This is a genomic window from Ottowia sp. (assembly GCF_046348305.1).
Taxonomy (GTDB): domain Bacteria; phylum Pseudomonadota; class Gammaproteobacteria; order Burkholderiales; family Burkholderiaceae_C; genus Ottowia.
Window position 1 is genome coordinate 33,699 of the sequence record NZ_JAXMEM010000014.1, and the last position, 15,942, is coordinate 49,640.

At 69.5% G+C, this 15,942-nt stretch carries 16 protein-coding genes; 4 read left to right on the forward strand and 12 right to left on the reverse strand.

Translation table 11 applies throughout. The features are described 5' to 3' along the window. Positions 1-40 precede the first annotated feature (40 nt). Both metW and U1F38_RS15690 read right to left on the reverse strand, forming a co-directional pair. Complete coding sequence (gene metW, locus U1F38_RS15685; protein WP_409988009.1) at positions 41-622, reverse strand: methionine biosynthesis protein MetW; 582 nt, start codon at positions 620-622, stop codon at positions 41-43. Next, entirely contained in the window at positions 619-1,836 is a 1,218-nt protein-coding gene (locus U1F38_RS15690; protein WP_409988010.1) for a homoserine O-acetyltransferase, read from the reverse strand. Before U1F38_RS15690 ends, metW begins: the two co-directional genes overlap by 4 nt. 618 nt (positions 1,837-2,454) lie before the next feature. On the opposite strand from U1F38_RS15690, the gene U1F38_RS15695 reads away from it, so the two are divergent. After that, positions 2,455-2,964 carry an RNA recognition motif domain-containing protein gene (locus tag U1F38_RS15695; protein ID WP_409988011.1) on the forward strand — a complete coding sequence of 170 codons (510 nt, stop codon included), beginning with the start codon at positions 2,455-2,457 and terminating at the stop codon, positions 2,962-2,964. Between the two features lie 86 nt (positions 2,965-3,050). Here U1F38_RS15695 and U1F38_RS15700 read toward each other — a convergent pair whose 3' ends face one another. Genes U1F38_RS15700 through U1F38_RS15715 form a run of 4 tightly spaced genes read right to left on the reverse strand, consistent with a single transcriptional unit; the run spans position 3,051 to position 6,002 of the window. Further along, positions 3,051-3,842, reverse strand: a complete 792-nt coding sequence (locus U1F38_RS15700; protein ID WP_409988012.1) for an SDR family oxidoreductase — start codon at positions 3,840-3,842, stop codon at positions 3,051-3,053. Then, positions 3,839-4,474 carry an LPS export ABC transporter periplasmic protein LptC gene (lptC, locus tag U1F38_RS15705; RefSeq protein WP_409988013.1) on the reverse strand — a complete coding sequence of 212 codons (636 nt, stop codon included), beginning with the start codon at positions 4,472-4,474 and terminating at the stop codon, positions 3,839-3,841. Before lptC ends, U1F38_RS15700 begins: the two co-directional genes overlap by 4 nt. Beyond that, a complete protein-coding gene (locus U1F38_RS15710; RefSeq protein ID WP_409988014.1) occupies positions 4,471-5,025 on the reverse strand; it encodes a KdsC family phosphatase in 555 nt (184 codons plus the stop codon). Before U1F38_RS15710 ends, lptC begins: the two co-directional genes overlap by 4 nt. Continuing rightward, complete coding sequence (locus tag U1F38_RS15715) at positions 5,025-6,002, reverse strand: SIS domain-containing protein (protein WP_409988015.1); 978 nt, start codon at positions 6,000-6,002, stop codon at positions 5,025-5,027. Before U1F38_RS15715 ends, U1F38_RS15710 begins: the two co-directional genes overlap by 1 nt. 64 nt (positions 6,003-6,066) lie before the next feature. Here U1F38_RS15715 and U1F38_RS15720 point away from each other — a divergent pair, with 64 nt between their 5' ends. The 3 genes from U1F38_RS15720 to U1F38_RS15730 all read left to right on the forward strand — a co-directional run bounded on the left by U1F38_RS15720 (position 6,067) and on the right by U1F38_RS15730 (position 10,113). Further along, a complete protein-coding gene (locus U1F38_RS15720) occupies positions 6,067-8,049 on the forward strand; it encodes a cation:proton antiporter (protein ID WP_409988070.1) in 1,983 nt (660 codons plus the stop codon). 247 nt (positions 8,050-8,296) lie between these two features. Then, positions 8,297-8,854 (forward strand): adenine phosphoribosyltransferase, encoded by a 558-nt coding sequence (locus U1F38_RS15725; RefSeq protein WP_409988016.1) that lies wholly within the window; start codon positions 8,297-8,299, stop codon positions 8,852-8,854. Between the two features lie 185 nt (positions 8,855-9,039). Then, positions 9,040-10,113 (forward strand): zinc-binding dehydrogenase, encoded by a 1,074-nt coding sequence (locus U1F38_RS15730; protein WP_409988017.1) that lies wholly within the window; start codon positions 9,040-9,042, stop codon positions 10,111-10,113. A 7-nt stretch (positions 10,114-10,120) separates the two neighbouring features. Here the strand turns inward: U1F38_RS15730 and U1F38_RS15735 are convergent, their stop codons facing one another. The 6 genes from U1F38_RS15735 to U1F38_RS15760 form a co-directional block, all read right to left on the reverse strand. Then, entirely contained in the window at positions 10,121-11,224 is a 1,104-nt protein-coding gene (locus tag U1F38_RS15735; protein ID WP_409988018.1) for a nitronate monooxygenase, read from the reverse strand. Then, positions 11,221-11,994 (reverse strand): enoyl-CoA hydratase-related protein, encoded by a 774-nt coding sequence (locus U1F38_RS15740; protein ID WP_409988019.1) that lies wholly within the window; start codon positions 11,992-11,994, stop codon positions 11,221-11,223. The genes U1F38_RS15735 and U1F38_RS15740 overlap by 4 nt, the downstream gene beginning before the upstream one ends. Continuing rightward, complete coding sequence (locus tag U1F38_RS15745) at positions 11,991-13,259, reverse strand: acetyl-CoA hydrolase/transferase family protein (RefSeq protein WP_409988020.1); 1,269 nt, start codon at positions 13,257-13,259, stop codon at positions 11,991-11,993. The genes U1F38_RS15740 and U1F38_RS15745 overlap by 4 nt, the downstream gene beginning before the upstream one ends. Then, a complete protein-coding gene (locus tag U1F38_RS15750) occupies positions 13,259-14,122 on the reverse strand; it encodes an HpcH/HpaI aldolase/citrate lyase family protein (RefSeq protein ID WP_409988021.1) in 864 nt (287 codons plus the stop codon). The genes U1F38_RS15745 and U1F38_RS15750 overlap by 1 nt, the downstream gene beginning before the upstream one ends. Before the next feature lie 234 nt (positions 14,123-14,356). Next, positions 14,357-15,154, reverse strand: coding sequence for a crotonase/enoyl-CoA hydratase family protein (locus U1F38_RS15755; RefSeq protein ID WP_409988022.1), 798 nt, complete (start codon positions 15,152-15,154; stop codon positions 14,357-14,359). Between the two features lie 9 nt (positions 15,155-15,163). Then, the gene (locus tag U1F38_RS15760) at positions 15,164-15,913 is read right to left on the reverse strand and encodes an acyl-CoA dehydrogenase family protein (protein WP_409988023.1); all 750 of its coding nucleotides are present in this window, start codon (positions 15,911-15,913) and stop codon (positions 15,164-15,166) included. Between the last annotated feature and the right edge of the window lie 29 nt (positions 15,914-15,942).

A 15,942-nucleotide genomic window follows, 5' to 3' on the forward strand; every position in this document is an offset into this window, starting at 1 on the left:
GATTTGTTCACAAGGGCTGGTGGCCGATTCGACCTGTAGGCTATCGCTGCAGCACAAACACCGCCGTGCCCGCCATCAGGTTGGGCCAGCGGCGCACGACGTGGCCGTCCTCGAAGCCAAACGCGTCCAGCAGCTTCAGCCCGTTCTTGCCGGCCAGCACCTCGAAGTCCTTGAAGGTGCCCACGCGGATGTTGGGCGTGTCATACCACTCGTAGGGCAGGCGCGCGGTGACGGGCATGCGCCCGCGCAGCACCGACAGGCGGTTGGCCCAGTGCGCAAAGTTGGGAAAGGCGACGATGCCCACGCGGCCCACGCGCACCGTCTCGCGCAACATCACCTCGGCGTTGCGCAGGTGCTGCAAGGTGTTGATCTGCAGGACCACGTCGAAGCTCTGGTCGGCAAAGGCCGCGAGGCCCTGGTGCAGGTTGACCTGCAGCACGTTGACGCCGCGGCGCACGCAGGCCAGCACGTTGGCGTCGTCGATCTCGATGCCGTAGCCGGTGCAGCCCCGCTCGCGCGCCAGTTGCTGGAGCAATTGGCCATCGCCGCAGCCCAGATCGAGCACGTGGCTGCCGGGCGGCACCAGGGCGGCCACGGTGTTGAGCAGTTGGGTGTCGCTCATGCCGCGGCTCCTTGCGCAATGCCATCAAAATAGGAGCGCACCACGCCCATGTAGCGCGGGTCATCCAGCAAAAAAGCGTCGTGTCCGTGGGGTGCGTCGATTTCGGCGTAGCTCACGGCGCGGCGGTTTTCCAGCAGGGCCTTGACGATCTCGCGCGAGCGCGCGGGGGCAAAGCGCCAGTCGGTTGAAAAGCTCACCAGCAGGAACTTGCAGGCGGCGCGTGCCAGCGCCCGGGTCAGGTTGCCGTCAAAGGCGCGCGCCGGGTCGAAGTAGTCGAGTGCGCGGGTAATGAGCAGGTAGGTGTTGGCGTCGAAGTACTCGCTGAACTTGTCGCCCTGGTGGCGCAGGTAGCTCTCGATCTGGAACTCCACGTCCTGCGTCGAATACCGATACGACGGCGCAAGCGGCGCGGCGAGCGCCGACGGGCCGCCCCTAGGCGCGAGAGCCCCCTGTGGGGGCAGCGCACCATGCGAAGCAGGAAGCGTGGGGGGCCTTAATTCTCTGCCGAACTTTTCGTTCATCACGTCATCGCTGAGATAGGTGATGTGGCCGATCATGCGCGCGATGCGCAACCCGCGGCGCGGCAGCACGCCGTGCTCGTAGAAGTGGCCGCCGTGAAAGTCCGGGTCGGTCACGATGGCGCGGCGCGCCACCTCGTTGAAGGCGATGTTCTCGGCGCTCAGGTTGGGCGCGCTGGCCACCACCACGGCGTGGCGCACGCGCTCTGGATATTGCAGCGTCCAGCTGAGCGCCTGCATGCCGCCCAGGCTGCCGCCCATCACGGCGGCCAGTTGCGGGATGCCCAGCTCGTCAAGCAGACGCGCCTGCGCATCGACCCAGTCCTCCACCGTCACCACCGGAAAGTCCGCGCCATACACGCGCCCGGTGTCGGGGTTGACGTGCATGGGCCCGGTGGAGCCGAAGCACGAACCCAGGTTGTTGATGCCGATGACGAAGAAGCGATCGGTGTCCACCGGCTTGCCGGGGCCGATCATGTTGTCCCACCAGCCTTCGCTCTTGTCCTGCCCCGCATACACCCCGGCCACGTGGTGCGAGGCGTTGAGCGCGTGGCAGACCAGCACGGCGTTGTCGCGCGCAGCGTTGAGCTGGCCGTAGGTCTCGTAGGTGAGGTCGTAGCCGCGGATCCTGGCGCCGCTTTGCAGCGGCAGCGGCGCCTGGAAATGCAGGCTTTGCGGTGTGGCGATAAGCGACATGGCAACCCAGAAAATGCCCCCGACGCTTCCTCGCTGCGCAAGGTTCGCTGCCCCCGAGGGGACGGCTTTTTGCCCTGGGGGCGACCCGGAGGCAAAAAAAACCCGGCTGGCCAAAGAGGCGGAAAGCCGGGTGGATGCGCTTGTCCGTCTTTAGCTGCATTTGTAAAAGCGCCCGCAAGCAGGAAGCAAATCGGCGCTGGTGCGTTGCAGTATAGCGCCGGCGCGCCTCGCGGGGGACCAGCGCGAAGCGAATGCAAAGGCCGCCGAGCCGAGGCTGAGGGCCCTTGCCCATGCCTCTGACCCGAAAACAGGCCCGTGTTGCAACAAACGCACAGGCTGGCGATGCCCCGAAATCTGCGCCAAGCGCCTGGCCAGCGCGGGCACCGCCGCATGGCGGCCGGGGGGCAGCGTGATAGTTGACTGTTGTGAAAGGTCAATATTTTCGTGCTTGACGCCGGCGTTTCTGACGCATAATCGCGCGGGTGTGCATCCGCACACTTTTTGTGATCTTGCGGTGAAAACAGTCAGTTTCCCTTCGTTGCCAGCGCTGCCCAGCGTCGTCGAAGGCGTTTTGCGGACTCCATCGCTTTTCCATTGTCATTGAGGAGTCCCAGTTCGATGGGCAACAAACTTTACGTCGGCAACCTGCCGTATTCCGTGCGCGACCAAGACCTCGAGCAGGCGTTCAGCCAGTTCGGTGCGGTCACCAGCGCCAAGGTCATGATGGAGCGCGACACCGGTCGCTCCAAGGGCTTCGGCTTTGTCGAGATGGGCAGCGATGAAGAAGCGCAAGCGGCCATCAACGGCATGAACGGCCAGCCCCTGGGCGGCCGCAACGTCGTCGTGAACGAGGCGCGCCCGATGGAAGCGCGCCCGCCGCGCAGCGGTGGCTTTGGCGGCGGCGGCTACGGTGGTGGCGGCGGTGGCGGCTACGGCGGTGGTCGCCGTGAAGGCGGCGGTGGCGGCGGCTACGGTGGTGGCGGCGGCGGCTACGGCGGCGGTCGCCGTGAAGGTGGTGGCGGCTACGGCGGCGGTGGCCGTGACGGCGGCTTTCGCAGCCCCTATGGCAACGGCCCGCGCGGCGGCGGTGGTCGCCGTGAAGGCGGCGGCGGTCACGACGACTATTGATTCGGCGTCATCGCACGACAGCAAAGGGCTCCCTCGGGAGCCCTTTTTGTCTTGACTTGCCCGGCAAGTGCATCCGCCACCCTCGCCTACGACGGTGCCTGCCGGGCCTTGCGCGGGCGCCCGGCCAGCAGCCGGTCGAACAGCGCATTGGGCAACAGGCGCAGCAGCTTGGCCGCCACGCCCATGGGCCACGGAATGACGCGGTAGCTGGCGCCGGCGGCAATGGCGCGCACGGCGCGCGCGGCAAACGCGTCGGGGCTGAGCATGAAGGGCATCGGGTAGCGGTTGCCGCGCGTCAGCGGTGTATCGACGTAACCGGGCACCAGGGTGAGCACGCGCACGCCGCTGCCGCGCAACTCGCCGCGCAAGCTCTCGCAATAGCTGACGACCGCGGCCTTGCTGGCGCAGTAGGCGCCATGGCCGGGCAAGCCGCGGATGGCCGCCACGCTGGCGATGCCCACCAGGGCGCCGCGGCCGCGCTGGCGCATCGGCTCGATGAAGGGGTGGAAGGTGGCGGCCAGGCCCAGGTTGTTGGTGGCGAAGATGCGCGCCATGACCTCCAGATCCGCCCGCTCGGCGCTGTCCATGCCGATGCTGATGCCGGCGTTGGCGACGACGACGTCGGGCACCCCCTGGCGCGCCAAGCAGGCTTGCGCCGCGCCGATGATCTCGTCCGTCACGCAGACGTCGGCGCCGTAGACCTGGCAGCGTTCGGGTCCCCAGCCCTGGGCCTGCGCCCAGGCGCCGAGTGCGGCTGCGCGCCGCGCCACCAGTGCCAGGCGCCAGCCGGCCTGCGCGTAGCGTTGGGCCAGGGCCTGGCCGATGCCGCTGGAGGCGCCGGTGATGAACACCAGCGAAGCGGCCGGGGCCGGCGTCACGGGCGCCGGGCCTGGATCACCCCGCGCACGCTGCCGCGCAGGTTGGCGATGCCGCTTTTCTCGTCGTAATCAAAGCGATCCCCGGTGAAGCGGTCGGCGCCGCGCAGCAGCTCGACCGGTTGGTCGGAGCTGACGCGCCGTTCCTCGGTCCAGGCGTGCAGGTACTCGCCGCGAAACTCCAGCCGGGGCGCGGCGGAGTGGCCGTTGGCGGCTGCGGCGGCCTCGCGTACCACGCGCGCCTGGCCATAGAGCTGGATGTCGGTGCCCTCGCCGTTGGACAGGCCGCGCTCGGCACGGCCGACCGTGAGTTGCCCCTGCGCGTCAAACGAGCGCACGCGCGGCTGGGCGACCTCCAGCGTGTCGGTGTCGGGGAAGTGGTGGCCTTCGGTGCCCATCAATTCCGACTTGAGCTGCCCCCGGGCGTCGAAGCTGCGCACCGAGAACTCGCGCATCCAGTAGTCCGGCTCGTGCAGCACCGGCTGCTCGGGCGCGGCGGCGTTGAAGCTGGGCGTCTGGCGCACCAGCCACGCCGTGCCCAGGGCAAACAGCCCCATCATCAGCGCGGGCAGCCAGGCAAAGAACTGCTCCTTGCCGTGGCGCCACAGGCGGGCACCGCTCGTCGATGCGCTCACGGCGTGGGCCCCAGGTGCTGCTCGAGCAGACGGCGATAGTGGCCGCCGGCGGCCAGCAGCAGGTCGCACAGCTCGCGCGCCGCGCCGCCCCCGCCGGGCAAGGCGGTGACGTGGTGGGCCAACGCCCGCACCTCGGCGTGGGCGTTGGGCGGCGCGCAGGCAAAGGCGGCGTGGCGCAGCAGCGGCAGGTCGGGCCAGTCGTCGCCCATGGCGGCGGCCTGGCTCCAGTCGATGCCCAGCTCTTGCAGCAAGGCTTGCGCTGCGGGCAACTTGTCCTCGGAGCCCAGCCGCACGTGCCCGATGCCGAGCGCCGCCAGGCGCTGGCGCAGGGCCGGCGAGTCGCGCCCGGAGATGACGGCTGGCACGATGCCGGCGCGCGCCAGCAGCTTCAGGCCGTGGCCGTCCAGCGTGTTGAAGCGCTTGAGCAACTCGCCCTCGGCGCCGTAGTACAGACCGCCGTCGGTCAGCACGCCGTCGACGTCGAGCAGCAGCACGCGCATGCCCTGCGCGCGCAGCAGCAGCTCGGGGGGCCAGGTCTGGGCCGGTTGCATCAGATCACCTTGGCGCGCATCAGGTCGTTGGTGTTGAGCGCGCCCAGCAGTTGCCCGGCCTCATCGGTCACCAGCAGCACGGTGATGCGGTGCAGCTCCATCTGCTCGGCGGCCATGGCGGCCAGCGCGCCGGGGCCGATGGTGCGCGGCTGGGCGTGCATGACCTGGCCGGCGGTGAGCGCGCGCAAATCGCGCCCGGTCTCGACCAGGCGGCGCAGGTCGCCGTCGGTGAAGATGCCCAGCAGGCGGCCCTGCGCGTCGGTGACGGCCGACGCGCCCAGGCCCTTGTGCGTCATCTCGCGCATCAGCTCGGCGAAGCTCGCGTCGGGGCCCACGCGCGGCGCGTCGGCGCCGCTGCGCATGAGGTCCTGCACGCGCGTGAGCAGGCGCCGCCCCAGCGCGCCGCCGGGGTGCGAGCGGGCAAAGTCCTCGGCCTTGAAGCCGCGCGCATCGAGCAGCGCCACGGCCAGCGCGTCGCCCAGCGCCAGTTGCGCGGTGGTGCTGGCGGTGGGCGCCAGGTTGAGCGGGCAGGCTTCCTTCTCGACCCCGCTGTCGAGCACCACGTCGGCGTGGCGCGCCAGGGTGGAGTCGGCATGGCCGGTCATCGCGATCAGGGGCGCGCCCAGGCGGCGCACCAGGGGCACGACGACGTTGAGCTCCTCGCTCTCGCCGCTGTTGGAGATGGCCAGCACCACGTCCACCGGCTTGATCATGCCCAGATCGCCGTGGCTGGCTTCGGCCGGGTGCACGAACATGGCGGGCGTGCCGGTCGAGGCCAGCGTGGCGGCGATCTTGCGCCCCACATGGCCGCTCTTGCCCATGCCCATGACCACCACGCGCCCGCGCACGTCCAGCATCAGCGCCAGCGCCTGCGTGAAGCCGGCGCCCAGGCGCTGCTTGAGGCCGCGCACGGCGTCGGCTTCGATGTCCAGCGCCTCGCGGGCCAGCCGCAGGGCGTGATCGGGGTCCAGGCTCATCCGATCGATTCTATCGGCCGGCCCATCGGCGGCGCGAGCGGCTGCACTACCATCGCGCATGGGCCTGAGTTCGCTGGAATTGACGCTGCTGTACCTGCTGACCGCCGTGCTGGCGGTGGCGGCGTGCCGCTGGGCCAAGCTGCCGCCCATCCTGGGCTACCTGCTGGCCGGCGTGGCAATGGAGCCGCACACGCTGGGCCTGGCCTTCGGGCAGGACGCCGAGGGCATCCGCCAGCTGGGCGAATACGGCGTGGTGTTTTTGATGTTCGTGATCGGGCTGGAGTTCAACCTGCCCAAGCTGCGCGCCATGCGCCGGCACGTGTTCGGGCTGGGGCTGGCGCAGGTGCTGTGGACCATGCTGCTGGTCACCTGCGGCTCGATGGCACTGGGTTGGCTGCTGCCCACCGTCTGGCACATGGACTGGCAGACCGCGCTGGTGCTGTCGGGCGCCATGGCCATGAGCAGCACCGCCATCGTGGTCAAGATGATGGCCGACCGGCTGGAGCTGGAGTCCGAGCACGGTCAGCGCGTGATGGGCGTGCTGCTGCTGCAGGACCTGGCGGTGGTGCCGCTGCTGGTGCTGATCCCGGCGCTCAGCTCGCCGCCCGAGCAGCTGCTGGGCAGCCTGGCCGCCGCCGGGCTGAAGGCGATCGTGTTGATCGCGCTGCTGCTGTGGGGCGGGCAGCACCTGATGCGCGGCTGGCTCGTCATCGTCGCGCGCCGGCGCAGCCAGGAGCTGTTCATGCTCAACCTGCTGCTGCTGACGCTGGGCCTGGCGTGGCTGACGCAGCAGGCGGGCCTGTCGCTGGCGCTGGGGGCGTTCATCTGCGGGGTGCTGATCTCGGAGACCGAGTTTCGCGTGCAGGTGGCCGCCGAGATCCGGCCGTTTCACGACGTGCTGCTGGGCCTGTTCTTCGTCACCATCGGCATGCTGCTGGACCTGCGCCAGGTGGTGCTGCAGTGGCCACTGGTGCTGCTGCTGCTGGTGGTGCCGGTGCTGTTCAAGCTGGTGCTGGTGAGCGTGCTGGCTCGGCTGCTGGGCGCGGGCACCGGCACGGCGCTGCGCACCGGGCTGTACCTGGCGCAGGCGGGCGAGTTCGGCTTCGTGCTGCTCACGCTCAGCCGCCGCGAAGGGCTGGTGGCGCCCGAGCTGTTTCACCCCATCCTGGCGGCGATGGTGCTGTCGATGCTGGCCACGCCCTTCATCATCATGGCCAGCAACCGCATCGTGCTGCGCCTGGTGGCCAGCGAGTGGCTGCAGCAGTCGCTGCAGATGACGCACATCGCGGTGAAATCCATCAACACCAGCGGTCACGTGCTGATCTGCGGCTACGGCCGCAGCGGCCAGGCCATGGCGCGCATGCTGGAGCATGAAGGCATCACCACCCTGGCGCTGGACCTGGACCCCGACCACGTTCAGCAGGCGCGCGCCGCCGGGCAGGCCGTGGCCTATGGCGACGCCACCAAGGCGCCCACCCTGACGGCCGCCGGCCTGGCGCGCGCCAGCGCGGTGGTGCTGACCTACCTGGACACCGCCGTGGTGCTCAAGACCCTGGCCACCATCCGCGCGCTGGCGCCGCACACGCCGGTGATCGTGCGCACCCAGACCGACCGCGACCTGGAGCGCCTGCGCGCCGCCGGCGCCACCGAAGTGGTGCCCGAGTCGCAGGAGGGCTCGCTGATGCTGGCCGGCCACGCGCTGGCGCTGGTGGGCGTGCCCATGCGGCGCGTCATCCACATCGTGCAGCAGTACCGCGAGCAGCGCTACGGCCTGCTGCGCGGGTTCTTTCACGGCGCCGCCGACAGCCACGAGGACGAGCTGGAGGCCGAGCGCCTGGCCACGATCACGGTGTCACCCGCCGCCGCCGGGCAACGCCTGGCCGACGTGCTGGCCGCGAGCGGCGCGTTGCGCGTGGTGCGCCTGCGCAGCCGCCAGGGCACGCCCCAGACGCCGCAGACCGACCTGCTGCTGGAGGGCGGCGAGACGCTGGTGCTGTCAGGCAAGGCCGAGGCGCTGACGCGCGCCGAGCAGTTGCTCAATCCTTGACCGGCCCCAGTCTCCACTCGCTGCGCGATGTTGCGTCAACCCCGTTCACGGGGGCCGAGCCTGCGCACAAAAGCTCCGGTGGACCTTTTGTTGGCTGGCCAGGGGCTGGGCCACTGGCCCGGCGCGGCCTTTCGTCCCTTTGAATTTCATGGCATGCGGGCGACGCGATCACCATGGGCCGACGTTGCGAAGGGTGCGTGACAACGCGGCACAATGGACCTTGAACTGCTTGAGGCCCCCTGCCGCCATGACCCCACCGCTTGCCGTCACCGACTACCTGCGCCAGCACATCCGCACCGTGCCCGACTGGCCTACGCCGGGCGTGCAGTTTCGCGACATCACGCCGCTGTTGCAGGACCCTCGCGTGTTTCGCGTGCTGATCGATGCCTTCGTGCACCGCTACATGGACCCGGCGCTGCGCCCCGACGTGGTGGCCGGGCTGGACGCGCGCGGCTTCATCATCGGCGCGGTCGTGGCCTACGAGCTGAACGTCGGCTTCGTGCCCATCCGCAAGAAGGGCAAGCTGCCGTTCACCACCGTGCAGGAAACCTTCGAGCTGGAATACGGCAGCGCCACCGTGGAGCTGCACACCGATGCCGTGAAGACCGGCCAGCGCGTGCTGCTGATCGACGATCTGATCGCCACCGGCGGCACCATGATGGCGGGCAAGAAGCTGCTGGAGAAACTGGGCGCCCGGGTGACCGAGGGCGCAGCCATCGTGGACTTGCCCGAGCTGGGCGGCTCGCAGCGCCTGCGCGAGGCGGGGCTTGCCTTGTTCACTTTGGTGGACTTTGCGAGCGCATGATCAAACATCCGGACGCAGAGGACGCAAAGATCACGCAGAAGACGCAAAAAATTCAAAGGGTTTTCATGGGTTTCTTTTGCGTCCTTTGCGAATCCTTTGCGTCCTCTGCGTCCGGTTTTCTCTGATCCGTTCATCCATCACCACGGGCCACCCCCATGAAATCCCAAGCCGTCATTTGTCGTGAATTGAACCAACCCGTCGTGGTCGAAACCATCGAGGTCGCACCGCCGCAGGCCGGCGAGGTGATGATCAAGCTGGCGGCCTGCGGCGTGTGCCACAGCGACCTGTCGGCCACCAACGGCACCATCAACTTTGCGCCGCCGCTGATCCTGGGCCACGAAGGCGCGGGCGTGGTGGTCGAGGTGGGCGCCGGCGTGAGCGAATTCGCCGTGGGCGACCCCGTGCTGTCGTCCTTCGTGACCATGTGCGGCGTGTGCCACTATTGCACCATCGGTCGCCCGGCGCTGTGCGAAGTCGGCGCCCGCACCCTGACCACCCTGCCCAGTGGCCAGCTGCGCACCAGCGACGCGCAGGGTCGGCCGCTAAACGTGTTCTCGGGCTGCGGCGTGATGGCCGAGTACGCCACGCTGGACACGCGCAGCCTGATCAAGATCGCCGGCGACGCTCCGCTGCGCTCGGCCGCACTGGTCGGCTGCGGCGTGATGACGGGCTTTTGCGCCGCCACCAACACGGCGCGCGTGGCGCCGGGCTCGGTGGTGGTGGTGTTCGGCGCCGGCGGCGTGGGGCTGTCGGCGATCCAGGGCGCGGCGGTGGCCGGCGCGCGCATGATCGTGGCGGTGGACATCGACGACTTCAAGCTCGGCCTGGCCAAGACCCTGGGCGCCACCCACACGCTCAACTCCAAGGGCGACGAGGCCATCGTCAAGACGGTGCGCAAGCTGACCGACGGCGGCGCCGACTACGCCTTCGAATGCGTCGGCTCGGGCGAGCTGGCCGCCACCGCCTACGGCGTGCTGCGCAAGGGCGGGCAGGCCGTGGTGGTGGGCGTGGCCGGTGCCAAGGAAACCACCACGCTGCGCACCGCCAGCCTCACTTTTGACGAGAAGAGCATTGGCGGCAGCTACTTCGGATCGGCCCGCCCGCGCGTGGACGCGCCGCGCATCCTGGGGCTGTACAAGGCCGGCAAGATCAAGCTGGACGAGCTGATCACCCGCACCTATCCAATCGCCGAAGCGCCCCAGGCCTTTGCCGACCTGCAGGCCGGCCGCAATGCGCGCGGGGTGATCGTGTTCGGGTGACCCGCGGTCAGTCCAACATGGCGTCCAGCCGCTCCTTGGTCTCGGCCAGTTCCAGCAGCATGTCCTGCACCACCTGGCGCACCGAACTGTCCGCGTTCATGTCGCCCACCAGCTGCCCCACGGGGTAGGTCAGAAAGGGCTCGGCCCGGGCGCGCTCCACGCGGGTGCGGCCGTGGGCCCACCACAGCATGTTCTGCAAGGGCGCCGGCAGCGGCTCGGGTGCGCCGGGCGCGTCGTAGGCCGCGCTGAAGGCGTTGCGCAGCGTGCGGCAGGACTTGCCGGTGACGGTGCGGGTCAGCACCGCATCGCGCTCGCCGGCGGCCAGCAGCTTGGCGCGGATCTCGGGCGTGAGCTCGCTTTGCACGGTTTTGAGCCAGATCGAGCCGCACCACGCGCCCTCGCAGCCCAGCGCCAGCGCGGCAGCCAGCTGGCGCCCGCGGCCCACGCCGCCGCCGCCCAGCACCGGCAGAGGTGCCACCGCATCCACGATGCGCGGCCACAGCACCATCGAGCCGATCTCGCCCGTGTGGCCCGCGGCCTCGGTGCCCACGGCGACCACCAGGTCGCAGCCCACGTCGCGGTGCTTGCGCGCGTGCGCCACCTGGCCGACCAGCGCGCCCACCTTGATATCCAGCGCGTGCGCACGCTCCACCAAGTCGCGCGGCGGGCTGCCCAGGGCGTTGACGATCAGCTTGATGGGGTGGCGCAGGCACACCTCGAGCATGCGCAGGCTCTCGCGCGGCGTCATGTGAAAGCCGGCCAGCAGCTCGCGCGCGGCGCGGTCGGCCTGATCGGGCGGCAGGCGCGGCACGCCGGCCTCGTCCAGCAACTGCTGCACAAAGGCCACGTGCTCGGGCGGCAGGGCGTCGATGTCCACCTCGGCCACGTCCTCGTATTTGGCGGGCATCAGGATGTCCACGCCATACGGGCGCCCGCCGATGTGCGCGTCGATCCAGCGCAGGTCTTCCTCCACCCGGTCGGGGTGGGCACGGGCCATGCCCAGCACGCCCAGGCCGCCGGCCCTGGACACCTCGACCACCACGTCGCGGCAGTGCGAGAAGGCGAAGATCGGCGCCTCGATGCCGAACATGGCGCACAGGCGGTTGTTCATCGACCACTCCAGCGTGGCGCGCGCTTTTCGGCAAAGGCACGCGGGCCTTCCTGCGCGTCCTCGCTCAGGTACACGCTGTCAAACAAGGGATAGGCGGCGCGCAGCGCGGCCGAGCGCCCCATCTCGCTGGCCAGGTAGACCAGCTCGCGCGCGGCGCGCACCGTCAGCGGCGCGTTGGCGGCAATGCTGCGCGCCATGGCCAGCGCGGCCTCGCGCAGCTCGGCCAGCGGCACCACGGCGTTGACGTAGCCCAGCGCATGGGCGCGCGCCGCCGTCATGGGCGCGCCGGTCAGCAGCAGCTCCATCATCACGCGCTGCGGCAGCATGTGCGCCAGCGGCGCGGCCCAGGGCATGCCGCGGCCGACCTTGGCCTCGGTGATGCCAAACAGGGCGTTGTCGCTGGCCACGCACAAATCGCACATTTGCGCAAACAAAAAGCCGCCGGCATAAGCCACGCCGTTGACGGCGGCAATCACCGGCTTGTCCAGCTTCACCGCGTCGCCCAGGATGGGGAACATGTCGCGCGGCGGAATGCGCAGGCCGGTGGCCGCCGCCTGCTTGAGGTCCATGCCGGCGCAAAAGGCCTTGTCGCCGCTGCCGGTGAGGATGGCCACGCGCAAGGCGTCATCTTGCGCAAAGCGCTGCCAGGCCAGGCGCAGACCCTCGATCACGCCGGCGTTGATGGCGTTGCGCGCCTGCGGGCGGTCGATGGTGATGACGGCGATGCCGCCGTCCTCCACCTCGAAGCGGATTTCTTCGGTCAGGTTCACAGGTTTTCTCCCCATTGCTGGCGCGCCTCGGCGCGCAGGCGCTCGCGGTGCTCGGGCGGCGCGATGGCGATCAGCGCGCGGATGCGCTGACGCAGGCTGCGTCCGCGCAGATGAGCCACGCCGTGCTCGGTGGCCACCACGTCCACGTCGCTGCGCGCGGTGGTGACGGGGCCCGACAGGCGGCTGACGATTTTCGAGTCGCCCTGTTTGCCCGACGCCGGCAGGGCGACGATGGACACGCCGCCCTCGGATGCCGCCGCACCGCGGATGGTGTCAACCTGGCCACCGACCGCGCCGATGGTGTCGCCGCCGATGGCCTCGGCGTTGATCTGGCCGGTCAAGTCCACCTCCAGCGCGGAGTTGATGGAGACGAAGTTCTTCAGCCGCGACAGCGTGGAGATGTGGTGCGTGTAGCTCGTCGGGCACAGGCGGATCTGCGGGTTGCGGTGCGCAAAGCGGTACAGGCTGTGCGTGCCGAACAGCACGCCACTGACGGTGACGCCGGCGTCGATGCCCTTGTGCGCATTGGTGACGGCGCCGCACTGCATCAAGCGCATCGCCGAGTCGCCCACCATGCCCGAGTGAATGCCCAGCTCGCGCCGGTCGGCCAGCATGCCCATGATGGCCTCGGGCACGCTGCCGATGCCCATTTGCAGCGTGGCGCGGTCGCCGATCAAATCGCCGATGTTGTGTGCGATGCGCCGCTCCAGCTCGCCAAAGGGCGCGGCGGGCAGCTCCAGCGGCGCGCGGTCGGTGGGCACGGCCACGCTGATCTCGTGCGCCAGCAGCGGCCGCTCGCAAGGCACCCAGGGCATTTGCCGGTTGACCTCGGCGATCACCACGCGCGCCTGTTGCAGGGCGGTGCGCACATAGTCGTTGACCAGGCCCCAGCTGTATTCGCCGCGCTCGTTGGGCTCGCTCACCTGCAGCATCAGCACGTCGGCGCGGATGATGCGCTGGCGCAGCAGCCCCTCGATGGCCGAGATGTGGCAGGGGATGGGGTCGAGCGCGCCGCTGCTGGCCAGCTTGCGCAGCGTGCCGATGCCGCCGATGCCCGAAAAGCGCAGGTGGTCGGCGTGCTCGAGCGCAAAGCTGCGTGAAAAGCCCGAGCCGAAGAACACGCTGGCGCCGCTGTAGGCGGCGCGCTGCGCCACGAATTTTTCGCTCAAATTGAGCGCCTCGCCGCAGCCTTGCTGAAAGATCACGCCGTCGCCCGGGCGCACCAAGCGCGCCAGGTCAAGCTGGTCCAGGGCAATGGTCTGCATCAGGGCGCTCCCACCGACACGGCCAGGATTTGCTGCGCGCGCTTGAGCAGCGGGCCATCAACCATGCGCCCCTCGAAGTCGATGGTGCCCAGGCCCTGGGCCATGGCCGCTTCATAGGCGGCGACCAGCCGCTGGGCATCGGCGCGCTCCTGGGCGGTGGGCGAGAAGGCCTGGTGCGCCAGCTTGACCTGGCCGGGGGTGACGCAAATCTTGCCTTCGTAACCCAGGTCGCGCCCGCGCGCCGCATCCTCCAGAAACAGCGCGTCGTCGCGGATGTCGATCACCGCCTGGTCGATGGCGATGCGCCCGGCCGCCTTGGCCGCCATCACGACCATCGAGCGCGCGGCATGCACCTCGTCGCCGCGCGGCGTGCGCCGCCCGCCGATGTCGGCGGCGTAGTCCTCGGCGCCAAAGTACACCGCGCCCATGGCGGCGATGCGCTCGCACAAAGCCACGGCGTTCAGCACACCGCGCACCGATTCGATGCCGCCGACGATGCCGCGCGGCTGCGCACGCGGCGCGGCCGCGTCGCGCTGGGCGATCCAGTGCACGACGGGAAAGGCCTGCTCGGGCGACTCCAGCTTGGGAATCACCACCCCGTCCACATCGCTCATGAAGGCGGCCTGCAGGTCGGCCAGGTAGTGCGGCGATGCGGGCACGTTCACGCGCACCATCAGCAGGCCGTGCAGCCCGGCCGCGCGCACCTGGGCCACGGTGTCGTGCAGCATCTCGCGGGCGCGAAGCTTCTCGCCCGGCGGCGTGCCGTCCTCCAGGTCGATGACGCAGCAGTCCGCGTCAAAGCGCGGAAACTTGAGCACCAAGTCAGGCCGGTTGGCGGGGGCGAAAAAAAGCGATCGGATCATGGGCGCGTAGGTGTGAAAGGTTCTTGGGGACGATGCGTTCAAACAGCCGGACGCAGAGGACGCAAAGGATTCGCAGAGGACGCAAAAAATACCGAAACACTATGAATTGGATAGCTATTTGTGCAGACTGCGTGCAGCCACCAGCGGGTGTTCAAAATATTTTTGCTTCTTTTGCGTCCTTTGCGTTTTCTTTGCGTCCTCTGCGTCCGGCTGTTCGGTTGTTCGCCTGCACCATCAATCGAAAAATTTCGAAAAATCGGGCTTGCGCTTTTCGACGAAGGCGTTGACCGCCTCCTGGTGCTGGGGCGTTTTGTGCGCCAGCGCCTGCAGGCCGGCCGACAGCTCCAGCAGGGGCGCGAAGTCCAGGCGCTCGCCCTCGCGCAGCAGCTTCTTGGCCATGCGCAGCGTCACGCCGGGTTGCTCGGCGATCTGCTCGGCCAGTGCCTGCGCCTGCGGCATCAGCTGCTCGTGCGGCACCACGCGCGAGACCAGACCGATGGCCAGGGCCTCATGCGCGTCCAGCGTGCGACCGGTGTAGGTCATCTCGGCGGCCATGCTCTTGCCGACCACGCGCGGCAGCAGCCAGGCGCCGCCATCGCCCGGAATCAGGCCGACCTTGATGAAGCTCTCGGCAAACGCCGCGCGCTCGGAGGCGATGCGGATGTCGCACATGGTCGTCAGGTCGCAACCGGCGCCAATCGCCGGGCCGTTGACGGCGCAGATCACCGGCACCTCCAGCTGGTACACCGCCAGCGCCAGGCGCTGCACGCCGTGGCGGTACCACTCGCGCAGCTGGGCCGGGCTGCGGTCGAACAGGGCTTGCATGTCCTTGAGGTTGCCCCCCGCCGAGAACGCACTGCCCGCGCCGGTGAGCACCACGGCGCGCACCGAGGGGTCGGCGTTGATGCGGGCGCAGGCCTGGACAAACTCGTCGGGCGCGCTGTTGCCGGTGAGCACGTTGCGCGTCTCGGGGGCGTTCAAGGTGAGCGTGACGACCGGGCCGCGCTGTTCGTAGACAAGGATGTTGCTCATGGGTTCACCTCATTCGGCAAGCAGGCTGGCGCGCATGAAGTCGAGCGCCAGGGGTTGATCGGCGGCCAGCACGGCCTGACCGAGGATCAGGTTCCAGGCGTGCTCGGAGCCGTATTCGCCACGCCAGCGGTGCAGCCGGCGCGTGTACAGCTGCAGGTCGAGCTCGGCCGTGACGCCGATGGCGCCGTGGATGGCGTGCGCCATCGGCGCGACGATGGCCGCGGCCGCGCTGGCGCGCGACTTGGCGACGGCGGCGTGCAGCGTGTCGGGCAGCAGCGCCTCGCCCTGGCAGCCGATCTGCGCGGCCATGCGCGCGGCGGCCACCTGCTCGGCCATCACCGCCAGCTGGTGCTGCACCGCCTGGAACTTGCCGATCGGACGGCCAAACTGCTCGCGCTGGTTGGCAAAGGCCACGGAGAGCTCCAGCACGCGCTCGAGCGCACCCACCATTTGCGCCGCCGTCACCACGGCGCCCAGCGCACGCGGCAGCTCGGTCGCGCCGAGCGCGCGCGCCGCCATCTCGCGTGCCATGGCAATGGGCAGGGCGTGGCGGCCCTCGAGCGTGAACAGCTCGAAAGCCTCGGCCAAACCCAAGCCGGCGCCACCCCGCTCGGCGGGTGCGAGCGCGTCGAGAAATCCGGATTGCTCCAGCTGGCGCCAAAGCCCGTCGGGCGAAGCCCCGCGCTCAATCTCGCGCACGCGCGCCGGCGGGCATTGCTCGGCCAGCAGGCGATCCAGGGATTGCGAAAACTCGTTCATGTCAGTGACCCAAGGCGTCAGCCACCGCC